The organism is Halomarina ordinaria (assembly GCF_030553305.1).
Classification (GTDB): Archaea; Halobacteriota; Halobacteria; order Halobacteriales; family Haloarculaceae; genus Halomarina; species Halomarina ordinaria.
This window is the reverse complement of record NZ_JARRAH010000001.1, coordinates 1,789,643-1,810,727: the sequence shown is the minus strand read 5'-3', so window position 1 is coordinate 1,810,727 and position 21,085 is coordinate 1,789,643. Positions and strand designations below refer to the sequence as shown.

The window sequence follows — 21,085 nt, the reverse complement described above, 5'->3', positions numbered from 1 at the left end:
AGGCCGGACCCCGTCGACCACGGTGGTGCCCTCGTCTAGTAGAAGTAGACGTCGATGGGGTGTCCGCACGTGCAGGCCACCCGTTCGCCCCGGAGGGTCGCGCGTCGTGCCCCGGACGGTTCGGGTTCGGCGACGACGACGTCCCGGCAGTTCGGACACTCGATGTCGATGCTGGACGACATACCTGTTCATTCGAGACAGTACGCTATGGTTATAGATGTCGTACGCCCCGGTAAGCGATGGTTACCCCTGACCGGTGGCTACATGCACCGAGCGGTCCCACACCGTCTATGACCGACGAACACACCTCCGGCGAGCGGACGACCGAGACCCTCTCCGACGACGACCCCCGTCGGGCCGCCCCCGGCGGCGGCGTGACACCGATGGCGCGCGACATCGAACCCGCAGCGCCCGAGGAGTTCGGCCTCGTGCAGGTGTGGTGGGGCGACGGGAAGGGCAAGACCACCGCCGCCCTCGGGATGGCCATGCGTGCGGTCGGCCACGGCTACCGCGTCCACCTCCTCCAGTTGATGAAGGGGGGCGCGGCGAGCGTCGAGTCCGTCCGCGGCGAGTACAACGCCATCGCCGCCCTCCCCGGTTTCTCCTACGAGAACGCGGGCCACTACGGCTGGCACGCCATGAACGACGGCTCCGCGGACGCCGACCACGAGCGCGAGGCGCGAGCGGGCCTCGACCGCGCGCGCGACCTCGTCGCGGCCGCCGGCGAGGCCGACCTCGACGCCCCGCTCGACCCCGAGGGGTCGCCCGAGGACGGCGTCAACATGCTCGTCGTCGACGAACTGCTCTACGCCGCCGACCGCGGTCTCGTCTCGCCGGGGGAGGTCGTCGAACTGGTCGAGTCGAAACCCGAGTCGCTCGAACTCGTCCTCACGGGGAGCCACACGCGCCCGGAGTACCTGCTGGACCACGCCGACCTCGTGACGCGGGTCGCGAAGGAGAAACACCCCATCGACGCGGGCCAGCGCGCGCGCAAGGGGACCGAGTTCTGAGGGGACCGTCGCGGCCCCCTCGCCTTCACCCGAGGACGTAGTCGAGGACGGGGTAGCGCTCGACGAGCGGTTCGCCGTCCACCTCGTAGCGTTCGAGGTAGGCGTCGAGGCCGAGGATGCGCCCCGCGCCGAGGGCCGCGACGGTGAGGAACACCAGCGCGTAGGCGAGGTCGCCGTTGACCACGCCGTGGGCGACGTCCCAGTTCCCGAAGTAGAACAGGACCATCAACAGCGCGCCGAAGAACGCCGCGAGACGGGTCAGCGCGCCGACGACGAGGCCCAGGCCGATGAGCAGTTCACCCCACGGGACGGCCACGTTCGCGAGCGCGACCAACCAGTCGGTGGTGCCCATCCAGTAGAACACCCCTTCGAGGGGGTTGCCGTTCGTGGCAGCGACCCCCACGAGGTAGCCCCGTGCGTCGAACGGCTCCGCGGCCACTACCTTCGTCCACCCGGCGTAGAGGAACGCGTAGCCGATCATCAGCCGGAGCGCGAGCACGAACCACGCGGCGAGGTCGTGGGCGCGCCCCGTGACGGTCAGGTCGCCGAGGCGGGTCTCGAACCGGTTTGCGGTTTGGTTGGTCATTTCGCTCACCTCACGGTTACCACTCGTTCTCGGACGGGGATATATCCGGTATCCGGTTCTCGAATCCGTGGAATCGGGCGTCGACAGCTTCAGGGCGTCCCCTCGCCACCTCCCGCTATGCCTCGCGCGCGGACCGTCCTCGTCGCCGGGACGGCCAGCCACGTCGGGAAGTCGACGGTCGCCGCCGGCCTCTGTCGGCGCCTCGCCGACGCCGGCGTCGACGTCGCCCCCTACAAGGCACAGAACATGTCGAACAACGCCCGGGCGGTCGCCACGCCCGACGGCGGCTTCGGGGAGGTCGGCGTCTCGCAGTACGTCCAGGCGCGTGCGGCGCGCGTGCCGGCCACCACCGACCACAACCCCGTCCTGTTGAAACCCCGCGGCGGCGGCGAGTCGCAACTGGTGATACACGGACGGGCGGTCGGGCACGTCGCCGCCGGCGACTACTACGAGACCCACTGGGAGCGCGCCCGCGCCGCCGCCGAGGCGTCGTGGGAGCGGCTCGCCGCGGCACACGACGTCGTCGTCGCCGAGGGGGCGGGCAGCATCGCGGAGATAAACCTCCACCACCGCGACCTGGCGAACGTCGAGACGGCCCGCTTCGGGGACGATATCGCGGTCCTCCTCGTCGCGGACATCGAGCGCGGCGGGGTCTTCGCCAGCCTCGCGGGCACCCTCGAACTGATGCCCGCCGACGTCCGCGAGCGGGTGGTCGGCTGCGTCGTCACGAAGTTCCGCGGCGACCGCTCGCTGCTCGCCCCCGGCGTCGAGGCGTTCGAGGAGCGCTTCGGCGTCCCGATACTCGGCGTCCTCCCCTACGACGACCCGGGGCTCCCCGAGGAGGACAGCGTCTCGCTCCCCCCCGTTGGCGAGCGCGCCGTTCGAGGAGGGGGGGATGGGATTCCCGACGCCGAGTCGGTCACCGTCGCCGTCCCGCGCCTCCCGCGCATCTCGAACTTCACCGACCTCGACCCCCTCGCGCGCGAACCGGGCGTCCGGGTCGCCTACCTGCCGCTCGACGCGTCGCTCGACGGCGCGGACGCGCTCGTCCTCCCGGGGACGAAGAACACCGTCGACGACCTGCTCGCGCTCCGCGAGGCCGGCTTCGACGACCGCCTCGCGGCGTTCTCGGGCCCGGTCGTCGGCCTCTGCGGCGGCTACCAGCTCCTCGGCGAGCGACTCACGAACGCGGCCGTCGAGGGGACCGGCGGGGACTCGGACCTCCCCGGGTTCGGCCTCCTCCCCGTCGAGACGCGCTTCGAGGAGCGAAAACGGGTCGAACCGGTCACCCGACGGCTGGTCGGCTGCGGTCCCCTCTCCGGGGCCGAGGGTCCCGTGACCGGCTACGAGATACACATGGGCCGCACCCGGGCGCTCGGACCGGTGGACCACCCGTTCCCCGAGGAGTCGGCGGGGGCGGCGACCGACCGCGTCCTCGGGACCTACCTCCACGGCCTGTTCGACAACCGGACTGCCCGCGACGCCTTCCTCGACGCCGTCTTCGCGGCCGCCGGCCTGTCCAGACCCGATGGCGAGGCGGGGCCGTCGCCGTACGACCGGGCGGCGTCGCTCGTCGGCGAGATAGACCTCGCCCCCCTCTCGCTCCCCTAGTCCTCGTCGATGGGACGACCCGCGCGTCGGCGTCGCGCTCCTCGAGGAACTGGTTCGGTGGTACGTCTCGCACCTCACCCCCGAGGACGACCCGAGTGAGGTGGTCCTCCTGCTGGTCGCGGCGAGTGACCTCGCCGAGTGAGTGCGAAGGTTTAGGTACGAACACCCATCCACCGAACGTAATGGTAGAGGCCTTCGCGGTCGCCAGCGGGAAGGGCGGCACGGGAAAGACGACGAGCACGCTCGCGCTCGGCATGGCGCTGGCCGAGGAGTACGACGTGACGGTGGTCGACGCCGACACGGGGATGGCGAACCTGCTCTTCCACGCCGGCCTCGACGACGCCGACACGACCCTGCACGACGTCCTCCTCGGCACCGCGCCGGTCGCCGAGGCGACCTACGAGCGCTTCGGGATGCGGGTCGTCCCCTGCGGGACGAGCCTCGCCGCCTTCCGCGAGGCCGACCCCACCCGCCTGCGCGAGGCGGTCGCGGACCTCGCGGCCGACGCCGACGTCCTCCTGCTCGACTCGCCGGCCGCCCTCGGGAGCAAGAGCGCCGTCCTCCCCGTCGTGCTCGCCGACCGCGTCGTCGTCGTCCTCCAGCCGACCATCCCCTCGCTCTCGGACGCGCTGAAGGTCCAGGAGTACGCCCGCTCGTACGGCACGGGCACCGCGGGCGTGCTGTTCAACCGCGTCCGCGAGGGCGACGAGGAGGCGGTCTCGCGTATCGAGGGGAACGTCGAGCGCTACTTCGACGGGCCGACGCTCGGGTCGGTACCGGAGAGCGAGGCGGCGGGGGCGGCCCGCCGGGCGGGCGAACCGCTGCTGGCGCACGCTCCCGACGCCCCGGCCGCACGCGCCTTCCGCGAGGCGGCCCGCGCGCTCTCCGTGCGCGCGGGCGACGCCGACGACGTGGCCGCTCGCTTCCGGAGCGCGGTCATCCCCGACCCGCCATGAGCGTCGAGGCGCTCCCCATCCCCCGGGGGGAACTGCTCCGCTCGCGGGTGGTCGCCGACGTCGCCGTCGCCCTGGAAGACGCCCTCGACCGGTCGCTGACGGGGTACGCCCTGCTCGCCCCGCAGGAAGCCCTCCTGCTCGACGACGGCGACCCGCTCGTCCTCACCTTCGAGGCGGGCGTTCCCGTCCTCGCCTACCACGTCGGGACCGACGCGGGCGGCGCGCGGGCGCTCGCCGACCTCGCCCCCCTCGGCCCGTGTCGCCTCGACCTGTTCGAACTCCCTCCCTCCGCGCTCGCCGCCGCCCACGACACCCCCGAACTGCGCGTCTCGCCGGGCACGCCCGCCGAACGGCTCGGCGGCGACCCGTCGCTCGCCGAGCGCACGCGCGAGCGGGCACCCGACGACGCGACCGACGACGGGGACGACCTCGACGCGCTGACGGCGTTCCTCGAGGACGAGGAGCGCATCGACGCCATCCGCGAGCAGGCGCGGACGGAGGCCGAGCGCCGGGCCGCGGAGTGGGGCCTCGACGACCACCTCGGCCGGGTCGACCCCCCCGGGTCCGGACGCTGACGGGCCGGTGGTCGTGACTCCTCCGTCGGTAGGGGAACGGCTGACACGTTCAAGTGCGTCGAACCCCGAAACAGCGTCATGGTGTACCGTGCCATCTTGCCGGACGGAGACATCGAGTGTAGCGAGTACGACCGAGGCGACAAGGGGGTCGACCTCTACGGCGAGGGGGGGACGTTCGTCGCGTTCGTCCCCTACGCGAACCTCATCGCGATACTCGACGAGGAGCACGTCCCGACGGACGAGCGTTCCATCATGTAGCGCGGTCTCTCGGGCTCGCGTTCGCGCGCGGTTCCGCTCGAAACGAGTCGGACGCCGCGCTCAGTCGTCCGCGACGAGGAAGGTCCGCCCGCCGCGCTGTTCGAGGTGGACGCGGTCGTGGTCGAGGGCGACGCGGACGTACTCGGCGACGCCGCTCGCGCTCACGTCCGAGACGTCCACCATCAGGGGACCGTCGAGCGTGCGGTCCCGGGGAGTGGCCTCCTCTGCTGTGCCCGTCTGACGGGTCCTGACGACGTCCAGGTCCATACCCGGGAATACCGGTATTCGACCTTGAACGTCAGCCATGTGCGTAGTGAAAGTGAAAGTAACGCCCGGTACGGGTGCTCGTGACGTCCGGGGTCAGTCCAGCGCCCGGAGCGCCTCGGCGACCCGGGAGATGGTCTTCGACTGGCCGCGGCGGAGCGTCTTCGAGACGGCGCTCTTCGAGACGTCGAAGCGCTCCGCGAGGGTGCCGAGCGTCGCGCCGCGCGGGCACTCGAAGTAGCCCTCGTCGACGGCCGCCTCCAGCGTCCGTCGTTCGGTCTCCGAGAGGTCCCGACAGGCCTCGATGAGCGTCATCGCCGCCGAGACGTTCTGGACGAAGCCCTGGAGGTCGGCGAGTTCGACGCTCCGGCGCGCGACGACGTCGAACTCGTTCTGTCGCTCCAACTCGGCGAGCGTCCCGTTGGCGCCGTCCTCGCGGTCGAACCCGACGTGCCAGAGTTCGCTCCCCTCCTCGATGTGGAACGGGCCGGTGATGTAGCCGCCCGACTCCCGGATGGTGTGCATCGCGGCCGTCTCCTCGATGGTGGTCCGGACGTGTGCCACCCGGTCCTGTCGCGAGAGCAGGTCGTAGTCGGTGAGGTTCGGGTGCTCGCGGAGCGCGCCGAGGCCGTTGTCGAGGGCGTCGCGGTCCGCCCCCTCGGTTATCATCCGGGTCTCGAGGGTGTCCGTCCGCCGGTCGAACTCCCACTGCGCCGCCGAGAACGATACGTCACAACCGTCGCTGATATCGATGTACGGGCAGTCGTACTGCTCCATATCGATGGTGATGTCGATCATACCCCCTGTCTCCTACGTCCGTATCGTTCGTGACAAAAAGCGCTTTCGTCCGGCCCGTCCCCCGCCTCGACACCACCCCGACGACCCCACCGTGACTATGTACTACACTATATAGAAAATACGATTTGTTTATAGTTGCTCGAACGTCTACGCGTACCTAGTGACTCCCGACACGACGTTCACACACGACCGCGACCGGTTGCTCGCCCGGTTCGGGGCCCCCGCGACGGAGGAGGACGTGACGCTCGCCGTCGTCTCCGACGTCCACGTCTCGCCGTCGGAGACGGGCACGTGGAAGCTCTTTCACCGCACGGAGTCCCGGCTGGCGACGGCCGTCGCCGACGCCAACCGCCTCGGCGTCGACGGCGTCGTCCTCTCCGGCGACCTGACGAAGGACGGCGCTCCCGAGGAGTTCGAGGCCGTCGACGCCCTGCTCTCGGACCTCTCGGCCCCCGCGGTGGCCGTCCCCGGCAACCACGACGTCCCGAAGTCGTTCGACCCCCACGACACCCCGGCGCTCGCCGACTTCGTCGACTCGTACACCCCCGGGTCGCTCCCCTTCCGGGCCGACCTGGGGGGCGTCGACGTCGTCGGTCTCAACAGCGCCGCCGCGCCCGACGGCTCGCTCGCCGACGGCCACGCGGGGCACGTGAGCGAGGACCAACTCGCGTGGCTGGCCGAGTCGGTCGACCCCGACCGCCCCACGGTCGCCGTCTTCCACCACCCGGCGTTCGCCGTCCACGAGCGGGTCCCGTCGTTCTCGACGGCCGACCACCTGCGCGTGGGGAACGCCGACGCCGTCGCCGGGGCACTCGCCGACGCCGGCGTGGACCTCGCCGTCTCCGGCCACGTCCACTGGCCCGCCGTCGCGCGCCGTGCGGGCGTCCCGCACCTGACCGCTCCCGCCGCCTGCTCGTTCCCCCAGTCGTACCTCCTGGTGCGACTCACCCCCGAAGGAGCGACCGTGACGATGGTCCCGTTGACCGACCCCGAGGGGGCCGACGAGGCGCTGGCACACGCCGAGCGCGACGGCGCTCGCGATGGGACGCTCGCGGCGAACCTCGACCACGGGTACTTCGAGTCGTTCCCCCTCGCGGACGTCGCGTCCCCGTCCGCCTCGCCGTCGGCCGTCGCCGACGACTGATCGCCCCTTCGCGCGGCGACTGTCTCCTTCTCGTTACAGTTTTTCGGGCCGCAAATAAGCTTACCACCGGCTGGGGCGTGGCCACGGACATGGCGACGATCGCTGGCGTCAGACTGCCCGCCGACGAGGTGGCGCTGTGGGAGACGATGGAACTCCTCCCCGAGGCGGTGTTCGAGTACGAACCGCTGGTCGCGAGCGGGGAGACGCACGACGCGACGTTCCTCCGCGTGCTGACGGTCGACGGGTCGCGACTCGACGCCGCGCTCGAAGCCGACCCCTCGGTCGCGGACCGGACTCGCCTCGCGACCACCGATGGGGGCTGGCTCTACCACGTCGAGTGGGCCGAGACGGTCACCGAGACGTTCCGGACGCTCACCGACTGCGGCGGGAGCATCACGAACATGGTCGGGCGCGAGGGCGAGTGGGACCTTCGCGTGGTGTTCCTCGACCGCGCGGCGTTCAGCGACGCCTACGACTGCTGCGTCGAGGGCGGGCTGACGCCCGCTATCGGGTCCGTCCAGGACCTCGACGTCGACGAGGGGTTCGAACCGCTCCAGACGCGCCAGTCCCACTGCACACTCACCCCCCACCAGCGAGAGGCGCTCATCGCCGCCCTCGAACACGGCTACTTCGAGATTCCCCGGCGGACGAGCCTCGACGACATCGCCGCCGACCTCGGCATCTCCCACCAGGCGCTCTCCGAACGCCTGCGCCGGGGCTACGACGTCGTCGTTCGCGAGTTCTGCGCACAGGCGCAGGTCGACGCCGCCTGACTACAGTTCGCCGAGCTTCCGGAGCAACTGCCCGCGGTACTCCTCGTCGTCGCGCCGCCCCTTCGCTTCCAGGACGTTCCGTTCGAGTCGGTCGAGCGCGAGCGACAGCGCCTCGTCGGCCCCGAAGCTCTCGCCCGTGCCGGCGAGCGACCCCTCGTCCGAGCGCAGTCGCACCTGACAGCGGACGAGGTTCGTCCCGCGGAACTCCTCGTCGTGCTCGCTGAAGCGGATGTGGACGTGCTGGACGTCCATCTCCCGGTGTTTGTCGACGACCTCCTCGATGCGCGCCGCGACGTCCTCGCGGGACGTCGTCCGCAGGAGGCCGACGTTCGTTATCTGGACGTCGAGGTGGTCGTCCTCGGTGTAGCTGAGCGCGCGCAGGACGTCCGTCTTCGTGACGACGCCCGCGACGAGTTCGGCGTACTCGGGCGAGACGACGAGGCCGTCCGTGTCCTCCTCCAGCATGGTTTCGACGGCCTCCTGGACCGTCGCCTCGGGCGTCGTCGTCAGCGTCTTCGGCGTCATGGCGTCGTAGACGGGCAGGTCGAGCAGCGCCTCGTCGCCGGCGACGCGCTGGCCCTTGCCGGGCTGGTCGCCCTCGCGGACGACGAACTCGACGAGGTCGCTCGTGGTGAGCACCCCCGAAAGCGTCCCGTCGTCCTCGACGACCGGGAGGCGCGAGACGCCGTTCTCGCGCATCAGGTTGACCGCCTCGCCGAGGGTGTCGTCCTCCGTGACGCTCACGACCTCGGTCGTCCGGACCTCCCCCACGTCGAGGACGTCGAGGTGTTCCGTGACCGCCCCCAGCAGGTCGTCGGCCGTGACGCTCCCCCACAGCGAGTCGCCCTCGACGACCGGGGCGACGCGCGTCTCGTTCTCGACCATGAGGCGGGCGACGTCCCGGACGTTCCGGGTGCGCTCGACGTGCGGGACCGGTTTCGCCAGCCGCGAGGCCGACGCGTCGTCGTCCAGTTGCGACCGGAGCGCCTCCGTCGGCGTGACGACACCGACGCACTCGTCGTCCTCCACGACGAGTACGCCGCCGACCGTCGGTTCCTCGAGCGACGAACGGACCTGTCCGAGTCGCGTCTCCGGGGTGACCTCGACCGTCTCCTGCGTCGCGACGTCTGCGATGTCCATAGTGTCCCGGGGGACTCGTGGGCGCCTGTTGTAAACCGTGCTTGCCAGCGCATGTATGCCGAACGACCCCGCGTGACGAGTCCTCCCCTCTCGTGCGGAGTGCTCTCCCGTATCGTGACACTCCGTTCGACGGACCACTCGTGTCACCTGCACAACCGTTTTGCCCCCGCGCTCGAAACGTGTGGTACTGACTAGCGGGACCGCCCGCGAGAGGAGAGACTATGAGCGACAAGCCACACCAGAACCTCGCCATCATCGGCCACGTCGACCACGGGAAGAGCACGCTCGTCGGACGGTTGCTCTTCGAGACGGGAAGCGTCCCCGAGCACGTCATCGAGCAGTACCGGGAGGAGGCACAGGAGAAGGGCAAGGGCGGCTTCGAGTTCGCCTACGTGATGGACAACCTCGCCGAGGAGCGCGAGCGCGGGGTCACCATCGACATCGCCCACCAGCGCTTCGACACCGACGAGTACTACTTCACCATCGTGGACACGCCCGGCCACCGCGACTTCGTGAAGAACATGATCACCGGGGCGAGCCAGGCCGACCACGCCGTCCTCGTCGTCGCCGTCGACGACGGCGTCCAGCCCCAGACCCAGGAGCACGTCTTCCTGGCACGGACGCTCGGCATCGGCGAACTCATCGTCGCCGTCAACAAGATGGACCTCGTCGACTACGAGGAGGACCGGTACCGGGAGGTGGTCGACGACGTGAAGACCCTGCTCGAACAGGTCCGCTTCCGGACCGACGACGCGAGTTTCATCCCGTGTTCGGCGTTCGAGGGCGACAACATCGCGGAACGGACGGGCAGCATGTCGTGGTACGACGGCCCCATCATCCTGGAGGCGCTCGACGACCTCCCCGAACCGCAACCGCCCACGGACGCGCCGCTACGCCTGCCCATCCAGGACGTCTACACCATCTCGGGCATCGGGACGGTACCGGTCGGACGGGTCGAGACCGGCACGCTCGAACCGGGCATGAACGTCTCGTTCCAGCCCTCGGACGTGAGCGGCGAGGTCAAGACCGTCGAGATGCACCACGAGGAGGTCCCGCAAGCGGGACCGGGCGACAACGTCGGGTTCAACGTCCGCGGCATCGGGAAGAACGACATCCGCCGCGGCGACGTCTGTGGTCCCGCCGAGGACCCGCCGAGCGTCGCCGAGACGTTCCAGGCCCAGGTCGTCGTGATGCAACACCCGTCGGTCATCACCGCGGGGTACACGCCGGTCGTCCACGCCCACACGGCGCAGGTGGCCTGCACGTTCGATTCGCTGGACCAGAAACTCGACCCGGCCAGCGGCGAGGTCGAAGAGGAGAACCCGGACTTCATCGAGAGCGGGGACGCCGCCATCGTCACCCTGCGTCCGCAGCGGCCGCTCAGCATCGAGCCGTCCTCGGAGATTCCCGAGCTCGGGAGCTTCGCCGTGCGCGACATGGGCCAGACCATCGCGGCCGGCAAGGTGCTGGAGGTGAACGAGCGCTAACCCCCCTCTCTCACCCCACGCTTTCCGGCTCAGAGCCGCCGCGAGAGCAACAGCAGGCCGACGACGAGCAACCCGATGCCCCAGTACAGCGAGTCCCCCGGCAGCCAGACGAGCAACAGCGTCACGATACCGGAACTGAACAGCGACCAGCCGATGGTGTTCGCCATAGGTGGGTATGGCCGGGCACGGAGGAAAACCCTCGGGCCCGCGCGTGCCTCCGACGACGTCCCGTTCACCGTGCTCACGGACTCCCGGCGAGGGAAGGCACCGGACCGGGGCGCGAACCACGAGAACGAGGCACGCCATGCCCGAGTGTGTCGCCTGTGACGAGACGCTCGAAGAACAGTCGATGGAGACGCAGGTCGAACACGACGGCGAGCAGTTCCACGTCTGCTGTCCGACCCGCGAGAGTGGTTCGAGGCCCCTCCCTGGAGGGGACGCCCGACCGGCGCGCCGCGCCGGTCGGGCCGTTCACGACGCGCTCACTCTGCGGTCCCGTTCACCGGCAGGGAGACGCGGAGTTCGTGTTCGCCGGGGTAGAGTTCGCTGGTCGTGCTGTCGTGGAGCGACTGCTCCGCCGCGGTGGCGCGACTCCACCCGGCGCCCGGCTTCTCGTAGCTGACGAGCGAGTAGTCGTCGCCGCACCCGGACTCGACGGTGAACCGGACGACCGCACTGTCGTCCTCCACGTCGAACGACTCGACGTCCACGCAGGCGGCGCGCTCGTCGGTGAGCGTCGAGGGCGCGCCGCTTCGCTCCACGGGCGTCTCCGCGCTCCCGTGCAGGAAGCGAATCAGGCGCGATTGGTCCGAGTAGAACCCGTCGCTGTCTGGTGACCCGAACTGTTCGATGACGGGACCGACAGCGAAGTCGACCTGGTAGTACGGCCCGTCGACGGGTTCGGGTTCGGGTTCGGGTTCGGGTTCGGGTTCGGGTTCGGGTTCGGGTTCGGGTTCCGGGTCCGTCGGTCCGTCGTCGCCGCCGACGAACGGGTCGAAGCGGACGTTCGAGACGCCGGGGTCCTCGCCCTCACTAACCGCGGAACCCGCACCGTCAGCGAGCGCGCCGGTCACGGGGTCAGCGAAGGGCACGTCGCTGTCGTTCGCGGGGGCGCTCGACGGGCCGGAGGCGTCGCCCCAGCTGTTGTTCCGCGCGTCGAAGACGGCACCCTCGGGAGCCGCGTTGGAGACCCCGAACTCGGTGTTGTTCGCGAGGTCGTTTCGCTCGAAGGTGACCTCGTCGATGCGCTCGTCTGTGACCTCGACGCCGAGGCGGTTGTCGGTGATGCGGTTGTCCGTTGCGGTGGCGGACGCGACGCGGAACAGGATTCCCGCGTCGTTGCCCGTGATGGTGTTCTCGCTGATTTCGTTGTCGGCAGCCCAGTAGAGGTAGATGCCGTTGCCAGCCCCCGAGATGGTGTTGCCGGTGACGACGTTCCGCTCGCCGTTGATGAACACGCCGTTGCTCCGGAGCGTGGGGTCGTCGCCCCCGACGCCGCCGGTGACGGTGATGGTGTTGTTCCGAACGAGGTTGTCGTCGCCGCCCTCGAAGACGAGTGCGCCTTCCTCGATGCCGGCGACATCGTCGCCGTCGACGGCGAACTCGTTGTTCTCGATGGTGTTGTTCGTCGACGGACCACCGGCGGAGAACAGGTCGAGACTGCCGCGGAACGTGTTCTCGGCGACGTAGCTGTCGAACAACTGCTCCCAGAACAGGACGGGTTCGGCGAACGTGTTGTTCACGACGGTGAACCGCGCGGTGTTCTCGTCGAACGCCACGCGTCCCTCGAACGTGCTGTCGCGGATGGTGACGTCTCCGGCGTAGAGTCCGATGATGGGGTCGGTCACGTGACTCGACTGGACGGTCCAGTCCTCCGCGCTGGCGACGGCCAGCGTCTCGACGGTGACGTTCTCCAGCGTCCCCGACGCGCCGCCACCGCCGCCGCCTTCACCGCCCGGGTAGCGAATCGTGTCGACGGTCAGGTCGCGCACGTCGAGAACGAGCTCGCGCGCATCTGGGTCGACCGACGGGTCATCGTCGGTCCCAGACCCGTCGATGCCGCCGGTGACGCTGTAACCCGCTCCGTCGATGCTGACCGCTCCGGTCGCGTCGACCACGAGACATGCTTCGTCATCTCCTGCGACGAGATTCCCCGTGAGGACGTACTCGCCGGGTTCGTCGACGACGGTACACGCGTCGATGGCGGTCGGTCCCGTCCCGTCCTGTGCCGGGAGGCCCGAGACCCCCGTCAGGAGCGTCGAGAGGACGACGATACTGGTGACTGCGACGACGAGTCGCGCTCGTGGTGCTGTTGTGGCTGTCATGTCCATCGGTAACTACTGACTAGCTACTACTCTGTTATTCGCACCTGTTTCGGGAGTTCATTGTCACTTACACGGTAGCATCAGGACCGCTGACAGCACGAGTACCGTTCGACGGCGTCGCTACGGACAGCGCCAGCCGCGGTCGGTGTGGTTCAGCCGTTCACAGCCGTCCTCGGTCACGCAGACGAGGTCCTCGATGCGGACGCCGAACTCGCCGGGGAGGTAGACGCCGGGTTCGACGCTGAACACCATCCCGGGTTCCAGTTCGCGGTCGTTGCCGGCGACGACGTACGGTCCCTCGTGGACGTCCAGGCCGACGCCGTGGCCCGTCCGGTGGATGAACCGCTCGCCGTAGCCCGCGGCCTCGACGACGTCGCGGGCGGCGGCGTCGACGCTCGCCGCCGTGACACCCGGCGCGACGGCGGCCACCGCGGCCGCCTGCGCCTCCCTGACCACCTCGTGGACCTCGCGGAACCGCGCGCCCGGTTCGCCGTCGAAGACGACGGTACGCGTCTGGTCGCTCGGGTACTCGTCGACCACCGTCCCGAAGTCGAGGACGACGGGGTCGCCCGCCTCGATGCGACGCGTCCCGTGAGCGTGGTGGGGTTTCGCGCCGTTCGGGCCGGACCCGACGAGCGGTTCGAAGGAGACGCCGCTCCCGCCGGCCGCGTCGAGACGGCGCGCTATCTCGCGGGCGAGGTCGTCCTCGGTCATCCCGACCGCCTCGCTCCCGAGCGCGCGCACCTCCTCGACCACCTCGTCGGCGACCTGACCGGCCCGCCGGAGGGCGTCGCGTTCGGCGTCGTCCTTGCGGAGTCGGAGCGGGGCGAGGGCCTCGCTCGCCAGTCCGAACGTCGCCTCCGGGAGGAGCGCGCGGAGGTCCTGCGTGAAGCGCGCCCACATCGTGTCGTCGACGAGTACCGACGTCCACTCGTCGTCGACCACCTCGCCGAGTCGCGCGCGCGGGTCCTCGTCGTCCGCCCAGGTGCGCACGTCCTCGACCCACGTCGCCTCGCGCACCTGCTCGCCGTACAGTTCCGGGACGAGGACGGTCGGGGTGCCCTCGCGCGGGAGGACGAACAGCAGGTGGCGTTCGCCGGGCGTCTCGCTGAACCCGGTGAGGTAGTAGAGGTTGCGACTGGGGAACAGGACGAGGGCGTCGGCGCCACGGGCGTCGAGGCGTTCCCGACAGGCCCGCGTTCGGCGTTCGAACGGCGACATATCGGGGGGTTCGCGCTCGGCGGCTAAAACGCATCGGCGCCGGAACGAAGCGGGCTAATAATCGTTGTGGCTACGATGGAACCGGACCGTTCATGGTCGGTCACGTCCTGCCTCGCGTCGAGCGCGCGGACCGTCGTCCGCGCGGACCGATTCACTATCATGAGCGAGACATCCACGCGCGGTCGAGGCTGGTTGCGCGGCGCGGTCACCGTCGTCCTGGTGCTGGTCGTCGCGGGCGCGGTCGTCCCGGCGGTCACGACGGCCGCCTCCCCGCACCGATACAGCGGGACGGTGCTGTACGAGGACGGGAGCGTCGCCGAGGGACAGGTCATCGAGGCCCGACACAACGGCTCGGTGGTCGCCGCGGACGTCACGGACGGCGACGGCGAGTACGCCCTCTCCGTCTCGCCCGACGACGTCGCCGGCAACGGGAGTTCCGTCACGCTGGGGGTCGAGGGGCGCACGGCCACCGTCGGCTGGGAGTCCGGCGGCGAGACGACCGCCGACTTCGTCGTCCCGGGGGCGGGCGGCGGTGACGACGGCGCGTCGAACGACTCCGACGCCACCGGAAACGACACCACGGACGCGAACGGTTCCGACGGCGCCGTGACGGACGGGAACGCGACCGACGCGCCCGCGGCGGACGAGAGAGCCGGAAACGACTCCTCGACGGACGAGTCGGCGACGAACGACACCGGGGACGCGAACGAGCCCGACGAGACCGACGACGCGGCGGCGAACGGGAGCACCGACGGGGCGGACGACGAAGCGGACGCGAACGGGACGGGGTCGAACGACACCGCGACCGAACCGAACCGCTCGACGTCCGGCGACGAGGCCGCCGAGGGGACCGAGAACGCCTCCGGGCCGGACGTGGAGCGCGCCGACGACGAGGAGAGTTCCGCCGAGGGACCGGGCTTCACGGTCGGCGCGGCGCTCGCGGCCGCCCTGCTCGCGGGTGCGCTCCTCGCCCGGCGGCGCTGATTCCCGTACTCGCCGTTCCCGGCGTCTGCAACGTCCAATACATATTGACAGCGTGTTTATTGACGCCTTCTCCCGTATGCCGCGTGTATGAATCATCGACAGCGGTCGGACTCGATACGCCCGAGCGTCGCCATCGTGGAACGCATCGCGGACCTCGAGGGGGCCGACCCCCTCTCACTCGACCCACCACTGAACGACGTCATCGACGCCGACGCGCTCGACGAACTCTGTGCGTCGCCGCTCGGCGACCTGAACGTCACGTTCGAGTACCGCGACTACCTCCTGACCGTGACGGCCGACGGGACCGTCTCGGTCCGTCGCTCCACCTACGACACCGCCACCGTCGAGTCACCACAACGTTCCATCCGCGCCTTCTCCGACTGACCCGCACCTCCCGACGGACGCGACCCGCACCAGCGACCGCACCGGAGAACGGGCGGGCTCAGTCGGTCGGCGTCGTCGTGTCGTCCTCCCCCGTCGGTGACGGCGTGTGGCGGTCGGGGGCGGTCGACGGGTCCTCCCGGAGCCCTCTCCCGCCCTCGCCGAGTTCGCCGGCCAGCAGGGCCGGGAAGACGATGCGGACGAACTCCAGGGCACCGACGAGCGCCAGCGGCGCGAAGAAGACGCCGTACCAGCCGAAGAGGGCCGCCCCCAGCAGGTACGCGAACAGCATCAGCCCCGTGTGCAGCGAGCGCCCGGAGAGGTACGGCCGGACGAAGTAGCGGATGAGCGAGTCGATGCCGAAGAACGTCACGAGGTAGTAGAGTCCGGGGAACCAGAGGGCGACGTACGACCCGCTCCTGACGACCTGGACGACGAGCACGGCGAGCACCAGGGTGTAGACGATGCCGCGTCCGATGAGCGGGACGAACGTCGCCAGCCCGGTCAGCACGGCGAGGAGGACCGGCTGGGGGATGAACACACCCGTCGGCGAGACGACGTTGAGCGCGGAGTAGACGACGGCCGCGACGAGCATCACGACGAAGACGGTGAGCATCTGGCCGAAGTACGCCCCCGAGAGCCCCTCGTCGACGCTCCGGAGGTAGCGGTCGAGCGTCGACCCGCGCTCGGCCACCTCCTCGTTGAACCACGCAGCGAGGTCCTCGTCGTCGCGCAGGAGGTAGAAGACGAACGCGAGCACGAGCGTCGTGTGGAGGAAGAGGCTCCCGAGCGTCCCGACGACGCCGAGGACGGTGTCCAGCCCCCGCTGGACGACCGGCTCGTCCCACAGCCGGCGCGCCCGTTCGTACAGCTGCTCCGGTTCGTTCAGCGACGCCGAGACGTCGAGGTACGGCTGGACGTACCGGGCGTACTGGCTGACGTCGAGCAGACCGAGCGCCTGGAGTTGCTGGACGACGGCCGCGACGAGGCCCCCGAGCATCACGAGGAAGGGGACGACGATGACGACCAGCGTCACGACGGCCGCCTTCGTCCCCCCGAGGTGTCGGTCGAGGCGCCGGTCGACCGGCCGCGCCGCGTAGTACGCGAACAGTCCGACGACGAGCGTCCCGACGAACCGGTAGCCGACGAGCAGCAACATCCCCGCGACGAACGCGGCGACGAGCCACCACCCCGCTTCCGAGCGGTCGATCTGGATGCGGACGCGTTCGACCGCGCCGCGCGAGGGTCCCATGCCCTGTCGTAACACGTCACCGGCGGAAAAACCGTGCGGCGCTCCCCGGGCCGGTACCCGACACGTCGCCGTTCGACACCGACGACCCCCCGGCGCAACCGGTCAGCCGCGACGGGTGAGACATATCGGTGTGGCCCTCCTACACCGCTCATGGAACAGGACGACGCCCCACCCCGGCGGCGGTCCGACGGTGCCGGCCAGCGAACCCCCTCCTGGCTCGACGTCGTCGAGGAGGTGATGGACGCTAACATCGACGGCGAAGAGGAGATAGAGGCGGCCTTCGAGGACCTCGCCGTGGACGTCCCCCTCGCGATGGGCCCGGAGACCCCCCACGCCACCTGGCGCTTCGACGGCACCGTCCGGGTCCGGACCGCCGGGGTGCGCGCGACGCTCGCCGAGTGGCTGGAGTGGTGGGACCGCGACGACCGGCCGTGACCCGCGTGGACCGGCGACGGTTCCTCGCGTCACTCGCCGGTGCGGGGTCTGCCCTCCTCGCCGGCTGTCTCGGCGTCGACGGGGCCGACGTCCCGCCCCTCCCCGACCTCGGCGGCCCCGACCCCGCCACCTCCGAGGGGTCGAGCGAGCCCCCGAGCGTGCCGACCCCGGAGCGGGTGGCCGGCATCGACCCGAACGCGCTCGAACGGCGCGTCCACGCGGAGACGAACGCGGCACGCACCGGGCGTGACCTCGACGCGCTCGACTTCGACACCGACCTGCGGGCGGTCGCACGCTACCACAGCGCCGACATGGCGCGGCGGGAGTACTTCGCCCACGAGTCACCCGACGGGGAGACCGTCGGCGACCGCTACGACCGTTTCGGCTACGACTGCCGGGCGCCGACGGGGCTGTTTCGCTACGCCACGGCCGGCGAGAACCTCTTCATGCTCCGCTTCGCCGCCGCCTCGGAGGACGTCGAGAGCATCGCCGAGCGGGCCGTCGAGGGCTGGCTGGAGTCGCCCGGCCACCGCGAGAACCTGCTGTCGGACCACTGGCGCCGCGAGGGCATCGGCGTCGCGTTCGACCGGGAAGGGCCCGTGACGGCCGTCTACGTCACGCAGAACTTCTGCTGACGGTCGCCCCCGTCGTCGCTCGCTGACTGTCGTGACGCGAAACCGGTCCTGCCGTGACTCTCGCACGGGCGGACCAGCAGGCCTTTACTTCGCGGTCCCGTGGCCCCTAGCCACGGAGGTCGGCATGACTGAATCCTCACGCACACAGACGGTGGTCAACGAGGCCGCCGCGTCCGACCTCGGCGACGGGCCCGCCGACGTGGTGGACGTACTGTTCGACCTGCTCGACGGGCACGACTCGCTCGCCATCGTCTGTCACAACAACCCCGACCCGGACTGCCTCGGGAGCGCGCTCGCGCTCCAGTCGCTCGCGGAGGCCTGCGGCGTCAGCGACGTCGTCGTCCTCTACGCGGGGGAGATAACCCACCAGCAGAACCGCGCGATGGTGAACCTCCTCGCCATCGACGCGGTCGAGTACGACCCCGACCGCCTCGCGGCGGCCGAACTCGTCGCGTTCGTCGATCACTCGCTCCCCGGCGTCAACAACCCCGTCACCGACGAGTACACGCCGGACATCGTCATCGACCACCACCCGGTCGACGACGTCTCGGGGGCGTTCGTCGACCACCGCGAGGCGGTCGGCGCGACGGCCTCCATCCTCACCGAGTACCTCTGCGAGGCGGACGTCGCGGTCGACGAGCGCGTCGCCACCGGCCTGCTGTTCGGCATCCGTCGCGAGACCCTCGAGTTCATGCGCGGCGTCACCGAGGCCGAGTACGCCGCCGCCGAGTACCTCCACCCACGCGCCGACCTCGACGTGCTCAGACAGCTCTCGGACTCGCTGTTCACGCCGACGACGCTCGACTCCATCGCCGAGGCGACGCGCAACCGCGACGTCCGGGGGTCGGTGCTCGTCTCGAACGTCGGCCTGACCGCCGAGCGCGACGCGCTCCCCCAGGCGGCCGACCACCTCCTCAACCTCGAAGGGGTGACGACGACCGTCGTCTTCGGCGTCGTCGGCGACACCGTCCACCTCAGCGCGCGCTCGCGGGACTCGCGGGTCGACGTCGGCAAACTCCTGCACCGCGCGTTCGACGACGTGGGGAGCGCCGGCGGCCACCGCGACATGGCGGGCGGGACGCTCCCGCTCGGTCTCTTCAGCGTCCTCGCCGACAACGAGGACCTCTGCTCGCTCGTCGGCGAGACCATCACCGAACGCGTCTTCGACCACCTCTCCTGACGCCGTCCGCTCGACCGACCGCCGTCGAGAGCACCGCGGCTACGCCATGCGAGCGTTTATGATTCGTTGCGTGTACGTTATCGGTATATGCTGAGCACGGTGGTGCAGAGCGGCGGGCAGGTACCGCCGCTCACCGCGGAGATGGTCGTCGTCTTCGGCGTCGTCCTCCTCGCGCTCGTGTTGTTCACCACGGAACTCCTCCCCGTCGACGTCACCGCCATCGTCCTGATGGTGCTGCTCATCCTGCTGGAACCGTGGACGCAGATCTCCCCCGAGGAGGGAATCTCGGGGTTCTCGAACGAGGCGACCGTCACGGTGCTCGCGATGCTCATCCTCAGCACGGGCATCTCGCGGTCGGGCGCCGTCCAGATCCTCGGGCGGAAGATGGCCGCGTTCGCGGGGACCGACCGGCGCAAACAGCTGGCGGCGACCGTCGGCGTCGCCGGCGCCCCCTCGGGGGTCATCAACAACACGCCGGTGGTGGCCATCCTCGTCCCCGTCATCTCCGACCTCGCGCACAAGGGCCGCACCTCGCCGTCGAAGCTCCTGATGCCGCTGTCGTTCGCCTCGATGCTCGGGGGGACGCTCACGCTCATCGGCACCTCCACCAACATCCTCGCCAGCGAGATCGCGCGCGAACTCTCCACGGAGTACGCCGACCTCCACGCCTTCGGCGTCTTCGAGTTCACGCAACTGGGGGTGGTCGTCCTCGTCGTCGGCTCGGCGTACCTGCTGTGGGTCGCTCCCCACCTCATCCCCGAGCGCGTCCCCCCCGAGGAGGACTTCGTCGAGGAGTACGAGATGGGGGCGTACCTCACCGACGTCGTCGTCCGCGAGTCCTCGCCCATCGTCGGGATGACCGTCGAGCGCGCCATCGACCAGTCGCAGTTCGACGCCGACATCCTGCAACTCGAGCGCGACGGCGAGCGCTTCGCCGAGCGCCTCGGAAAGAAGGAGATACGCGCGGGCGACACCCTCCGGGTCCGCACCGACCGGAACACGCTGCGCCGCCTGCTCCTGGCCGACGCCCTCGCGCTCCAGGACGGCCCCGAGACGGCTGCCGACCTCGCCCCGGCGGACGACGACCCGCTGCTCGTCGAAATCGTCGTCCCGCGGGGGTCGTTCCTCGTCGGGGAGACGCTGGCGAGTTCGGCCTTCAGGGGGCGGTACGACGCCAGCGTCCTCGCCTTCCGGAGCCGCGGCGAACTCCTCCACGAGCGACTGGAGGACGTCCGTATCCAGGTCGGCGACACCCTCCTCGTCCAGACCACGTCGAACACGCTCGACCGCCTCGCACGGACCCCCGATTTCATCGTCGCGCGCGAACCCGACCGCCCCGAGTACCGCACCGAGAAGATACCGCTCGCCGTCGCCATCATCGCGGGCGTCGTCGGCGTGGCCGGACTGGGGCTGGTCCCCATCCTCGTCAGCGCGCTCGCTGGCGTGGTGGCGATGGTCGCCACGGGCGTCATCCGCCCCACCGAACTGTACGACTCCATCGAGTGGAACGTCATCTTCCTGCTCGCGGGGGTCATCCCCCTCGGCCTGGCCCTCCAGCAGACCGGCGGCGCGGACCTGCTGGGGGCGCTGGTCGCCAGCACCGCCGGGACGCTCCCCCCACTCGCCGTCCTCTGGGTGTTCTACGTGGCGACGGCGCTCCTCACGAACGTCGTCAGCAACAACGCGAGCGTCGTACTGATGATACCTATCGCGGCGCGCGCGGCGGCCGACGTCGGCGCCAGCCCGTTCGCGTTCGTCCTCGCCGTCACCTTCGCGGCCTCGACGGCGTTCCTCACGCCCATCGGCTACCAGACGAACCTCTTCGTCTACGGGCCGGGCGGCTACCGCTTCACCGACTACTTCCGCGTCGGCGCGCCGCTCCAGGCGCTGCTCTCGGTCGTCACCGTCGTCGGTATCTGGTTCTTCTGGGGACTCACGCCGTGACGAACCGTGCGGCCGGAGCCCGGACGGGGCGCACACTCCCACCCGGGCGGCGGGGTCGAATCGCGTCAGAGGTCGCGTTCGTCCGGCCGCCTCGGCACCCTCGGCCGGTCGGCGTCATCGGGCTCAC

General features: G+C 70.3%; 23 protein-coding genes. 14 read left to right on the top strand and 9 right to left on the bottom strand.

What is annotated here, in order from left to right:
• Positions 1-35: 35 nt before the first annotated feature.
• Entirely contained in the window at positions 36-182 is a 147-nt protein-coding gene (locus tag P1Y20_RS09805; RefSeq protein ID WP_304448482.1) for a hypothetical protein, read from the bottom strand.
• Positions 183-383: 201 nt separating this feature from the next.
• On the opposite strand from P1Y20_RS09805, the gene P1Y20_RS09800 reads away from it, so the two are divergent.
• Positions 384-1,010, top strand: a complete 627-nt coding sequence (locus P1Y20_RS09800; protein WP_304449483.1) for a cob(I)yrinic acid a,c-diamide adenosyltransferase — start codon at positions 384-386, stop codon at positions 1,008-1,010.
• A 25-nt stretch (positions 1,011-1,035) separates the two neighbouring features.
• Here the strand turns inward: P1Y20_RS09800 and P1Y20_RS09795 are convergent, their stop codons facing one another.
• On the bottom strand, positions 1,036-1,596 hold the full coding sequence (locus P1Y20_RS09795) for a DoxX family protein (protein ID WP_304448481.1): 561 nt from the start codon (positions 1,594-1,596) through the stop codon (positions 1,036-1,038).
• A gap of 117 nt (positions 1,597-1,713) precedes the next feature.
• Between P1Y20_RS09795 and P1Y20_RS09790 the strand changes: the two genes are divergently transcribed.
• The 4 genes from P1Y20_RS09790 (at position 1,714) to P1Y20_RS09775 (ending at position 4,996) form a co-directional block, all read left to right on the top strand.
• Complete coding sequence (locus P1Y20_RS09790) at positions 1,714-3,207, top strand: cobyric acid synthase (protein WP_304448480.1); 1,494 nt, start codon at positions 1,714-1,716, stop codon at positions 3,205-3,207.
• A 182-nt stretch (positions 3,208-3,389) separates the two neighbouring features.
• Positions 3,390-4,163, top strand: coding sequence for a nucleotide-binding protein (locus P1Y20_RS09785; RefSeq protein WP_304448479.1), 774 nt, complete (start codon positions 3,390-3,392; stop codon positions 4,161-4,163).
• A complete protein-coding gene (locus P1Y20_RS09780) occupies positions 4,160-4,738 on the top strand; it encodes a DUF8054 family protein (RefSeq protein ID WP_304448478.1) in 579 nt (192 codons plus the stop codon). The genes P1Y20_RS09785 and P1Y20_RS09780 overlap by 4 nt, the downstream gene beginning before the upstream one ends.
• 78 nt (positions 4,739-4,816) lie before the next feature.
• Positions 4,817-4,996, top strand: coding sequence for a hypothetical protein (locus P1Y20_RS09775; protein WP_304448477.1), 180 nt, complete (start codon positions 4,817-4,819; stop codon positions 4,994-4,996).
• 60 nt (positions 4,997-5,056) lie between these two features.
• Here the strand turns inward: P1Y20_RS09775 and P1Y20_RS09770 are convergent, their stop codons facing one another.
• Both P1Y20_RS09770 and P1Y20_RS09765 read right to left on the bottom strand, forming a co-directional pair.
• The gene (locus P1Y20_RS09770; RefSeq protein ID WP_304448476.1) at positions 5,057-5,263 is read right to left on the bottom strand and encodes a hypothetical protein; all 207 of its coding nucleotides are present in this window, start codon (positions 5,261-5,263) and stop codon (positions 5,057-5,059) included.
• Positions 5,264-5,356: 93 nt separating this feature from the next.
• Positions 5,357-6,058 (bottom strand): helix-turn-helix domain-containing protein, encoded by a 702-nt coding sequence (locus P1Y20_RS09765; protein WP_304448475.1) that lies wholly within the window; start codon positions 6,056-6,058, stop codon positions 5,357-5,359.
• Positions 6,059-6,218: 160 nt separating this feature from the next.
• Between P1Y20_RS09765 and P1Y20_RS09760 the strand changes: the two genes are divergently transcribed.
• Both P1Y20_RS09760 and P1Y20_RS09755 read left to right on the top strand, forming a co-directional pair.
• Positions 6,219-7,202 (top strand): metallophosphoesterase family protein, encoded by a 984-nt coding sequence (locus P1Y20_RS09760; protein WP_304448474.1) that lies wholly within the window; start codon positions 6,219-6,221, stop codon positions 7,200-7,202.
• A gap of 89 nt (positions 7,203-7,291) precedes the next feature.
• Positions 7,292-7,975 carry a helix-turn-helix domain-containing protein gene (locus P1Y20_RS09755; protein WP_304448473.1) on the top strand — a complete coding sequence of 228 codons (684 nt, stop codon included), beginning with the start codon at positions 7,292-7,294 and terminating at the stop codon, positions 7,973-7,975.
• On the opposite strand, the gene P1Y20_RS09750 is transcribed toward P1Y20_RS09755, so the two are convergent.
• On the bottom strand, positions 7,976-9,115 hold the full coding sequence (locus tag P1Y20_RS09750) for a CBS domain-containing protein (RefSeq protein ID WP_304448472.1): 1,140 nt from the start codon (positions 9,113-9,115) through the stop codon (positions 7,976-7,978). It abuts the gene before it with no gap.
• A gap of 221 nt (positions 9,116-9,336) precedes the next feature.
• On the opposite strand from P1Y20_RS09750, the gene tuf reads away from it, so the two are divergent.
• Entirely contained in the window at positions 9,337-10,602 is a 1,266-nt protein-coding gene (gene tuf, locus P1Y20_RS09745) for a translation elongation factor EF-1 subunit alpha (RefSeq protein WP_304448471.1), read from the top strand.
• Between the two features lie 29 nt (positions 10,603-10,631).
• Here the strand turns inward: tuf and P1Y20_RS09740 are convergent, their stop codons facing one another.
• The 3 genes from P1Y20_RS09740 to P1Y20_RS09730 form a co-directional block, all read right to left on the bottom strand.
• Positions 10,632-10,769, bottom strand: coding sequence for a hypothetical protein (locus P1Y20_RS09740; RefSeq protein WP_304448470.1), 138 nt, complete (start codon positions 10,767-10,769; stop codon positions 10,632-10,634).
• Between the two features lie 315 nt (positions 10,770-11,084).
• Positions 11,085-12,926 carry a right-handed parallel beta-helix repeat-containing protein gene (locus tag P1Y20_RS09735; RefSeq protein ID WP_304448469.1) on the bottom strand — a complete coding sequence of 614 codons (1,842 nt, stop codon included), beginning with the start codon at positions 12,924-12,926 and terminating at the stop codon, positions 11,085-11,087.
• 120 nt (positions 12,927-13,046) lie between these two features.
• The gene (locus P1Y20_RS09730; protein ID WP_304448468.1) at positions 13,047-14,147 is read right to left on the bottom strand and encodes a M24 family metallopeptidase; all 1,101 of its coding nucleotides are present in this window, start codon (positions 14,145-14,147) and stop codon (positions 13,047-13,049) included.
• A 159-nt stretch (positions 14,148-14,306) separates the two neighbouring features.
• Between P1Y20_RS09730 and P1Y20_RS09725 the strand changes: the two genes are divergently transcribed.
• Complete coding sequence (locus P1Y20_RS09725; RefSeq protein ID WP_304448467.1) at positions 14,307-15,131, top strand: PGF-CTERM sorting domain-containing protein; 825 nt, start codon at positions 14,307-14,309, stop codon at positions 15,129-15,131.
• Positions 15,132-15,218: 87 nt separating this feature from the next.
• A complete protein-coding gene (locus P1Y20_RS09720) occupies positions 15,219-15,515 on the top strand; it encodes a HalOD1 output domain-containing protein (protein WP_304448466.1) in 297 nt (98 codons plus the stop codon).
• Positions 15,516-15,573: 58 nt separating this feature from the next.
• On the opposite strand, the gene P1Y20_RS09715 is transcribed toward P1Y20_RS09720, so the two are convergent.
• The gene (locus tag P1Y20_RS09715; RefSeq protein ID WP_304448465.1) at positions 15,574-16,764 is read right to left on the bottom strand and encodes an AI-2E family transporter; all 1,191 of its coding nucleotides are present in this window, start codon (positions 16,762-16,764) and stop codon (positions 15,574-15,576) included.
• Positions 16,765-16,914: 150 nt separating this feature from the next.
• Here P1Y20_RS09715 and P1Y20_RS09710 point away from each other — a divergent pair, with 150 nt between their 5' ends.
• From P1Y20_RS09710 to P1Y20_RS09695, 4 genes are all read left to right on the top strand, one after another.
• Positions 16,915-17,199 carry a hypothetical protein gene (locus tag P1Y20_RS09710; RefSeq protein ID WP_304448464.1) on the top strand — a complete coding sequence of 95 codons (285 nt, stop codon included), beginning with the start codon at positions 16,915-16,917 and terminating at the stop codon, positions 17,197-17,199.
• Positions 17,196-17,834 (top strand): CAP domain-containing protein, encoded by a 639-nt coding sequence (locus tag P1Y20_RS09705; RefSeq protein ID WP_304448463.1) that lies wholly within the window; start codon positions 17,196-17,198, stop codon positions 17,832-17,834. The genes P1Y20_RS09710 and P1Y20_RS09705 overlap by 4 nt, the downstream gene beginning before the upstream one ends.
• A gap of 124 nt (positions 17,835-17,958) precedes the next feature.
• Positions 17,959-19,014 carry a DHH family phosphoesterase gene (locus tag P1Y20_RS09700; RefSeq protein WP_304448462.1) on the top strand — a complete coding sequence of 352 codons (1,056 nt, stop codon included), beginning with the start codon at positions 17,959-17,961 and terminating at the stop codon, positions 19,012-19,014.
• A 141-nt stretch (positions 19,015-19,155) separates the two neighbouring features.
• Positions 19,156-20,958: an SLC13 family permease gene (locus P1Y20_RS09695; RefSeq protein WP_304449482.1), complete on the top strand. Its 1,803-nt coding sequence runs from the start codon at positions 19,156-19,158 to the stop codon at positions 20,956-20,958.
• Positions 20,959-21,085 lie beyond the last annotated feature (127 nt).

Coding starts and splice junctions, on each gene's coding strand:
- P1Y20_RS09805 (WP_304448482.1), bottom strand. CDS start 182: ATGTCGTCCAGCATCGACATCGAGTGTCCGAACTGCCGGGACGTCGTC.
- P1Y20_RS09800 (WP_304449483.1), top strand. CDS start 384: ATGGCGCGCGACATCGAACCCGCAGCGCCCGAGGAGTTCGGCCTCGTG.
- P1Y20_RS09795 (WP_304448481.1), bottom strand. CDS start 1,596: ATGACCAACCAAACCGCAAACCGGTTCGAGACCCGCCTCGGCGACCTG.
- P1Y20_RS09790 (WP_304448480.1), top strand. CDS start 1,714: ATGCCTCGCGCGCGGACCGTCCTCGTCGCCGGGACGGCCAGCCACGTC.
- P1Y20_RS09785 (WP_304448479.1), top strand. CDS start 3,390: ATGGTAGAGGCCTTCGCGGTCGCCAGCGGGAAGGGCGGCACGGGAAAG.
- P1Y20_RS09780 (WP_304448478.1), top strand. CDS start 4,160: ATGAGCGTCGAGGCGCTCCCCATCCCCCGGGGGGAACTGCTCCGCTCG.
- P1Y20_RS09775 (WP_304448477.1), top strand. CDS start 4,817: ATGGTGTACCGTGCCATCTTGCCGGACGGAGACATCGAGTGTAGCGAG.
- P1Y20_RS09770 (WP_304448476.1), bottom strand. CDS start 5,263: ATGGACCTGGACGTCGTCAGGACCCGTCAGACGGGCACAGCAGAGGAG.
- P1Y20_RS09765 (WP_304448475.1), bottom strand. CDS start 6,058: ATGATCGACATCACCATCGATATGGAGCAGTACGACTGCCCGTACATC.
- P1Y20_RS09755 (WP_304448473.1), top strand. CDS start 7,292: ATGGCGACGATCGCTGGCGTCAGACTGCCCGCCGACGAGGTGGCGCTG.
- P1Y20_RS09750 (WP_304448472.1), bottom strand. CDS start 9,115: ATGGACATCGCAGACGTCGCGACGCAGGAGACGGTCGAGGTCACCCCG.
- tuf (WP_304448471.1), top strand. CDS start 9,337: ATGAGCGACAAGCCACACCAGAACCTCGCCATCATCGGCCACGTCGAC.
- P1Y20_RS09740 (WP_304448470.1), bottom strand. CDS start 10,769: ATGGCGAACACCATCGGCTGGTCGCTGTTCAGTTCCGGTATCGTGACG.
- P1Y20_RS09735 (WP_304448469.1), bottom strand. CDS start 12,926: ATGACAGCCACAACAGCACCACGAGCGCGACTCGTCGTCGCAGTCACC.
- P1Y20_RS09730 (WP_304448468.1), bottom strand. CDS start 14,147: ATGTCGCCGTTCGAACGCCGAACGCGGGCCTGTCGGGAACGCCTCGAC.
- P1Y20_RS09725 (WP_304448467.1), top strand. CDS start 14,307: ATGAGCGAGACATCCACGCGCGGTCGAGGCTGGTTGCGCGGCGCGGTC.
- P1Y20_RS09720 (WP_304448466.1), top strand. CDS start 15,219: ATGAATCATCGACAGCGGTCGGACTCGATACGCCCGAGCGTCGCCATC.
- P1Y20_RS09715 (WP_304448465.1), bottom strand. CDS start 16,764: ATGGGACCCTCGCGCGGCGCGGTCGAACGCGTCCGCATCCAGATCGAC.
- P1Y20_RS09710 (WP_304448464.1), top strand. CDS start 16,915: ATGGAACAGGACGACGCCCCACCCCGGCGGCGGTCCGACGGTGCCGGC.
- P1Y20_RS09700 (WP_304448462.1), top strand. CDS start 17,959: ATGACTGAATCCTCACGCACACAGACGGTGGTCAACGAGGCCGCCGCG.
- P1Y20_RS09695 (WP_304449482.1), top strand. CDS start 19,156: ATGGTCGTCGTCTTCGGCGTCGTCCTCCTCGCGCTCGTGTTGTTCACC.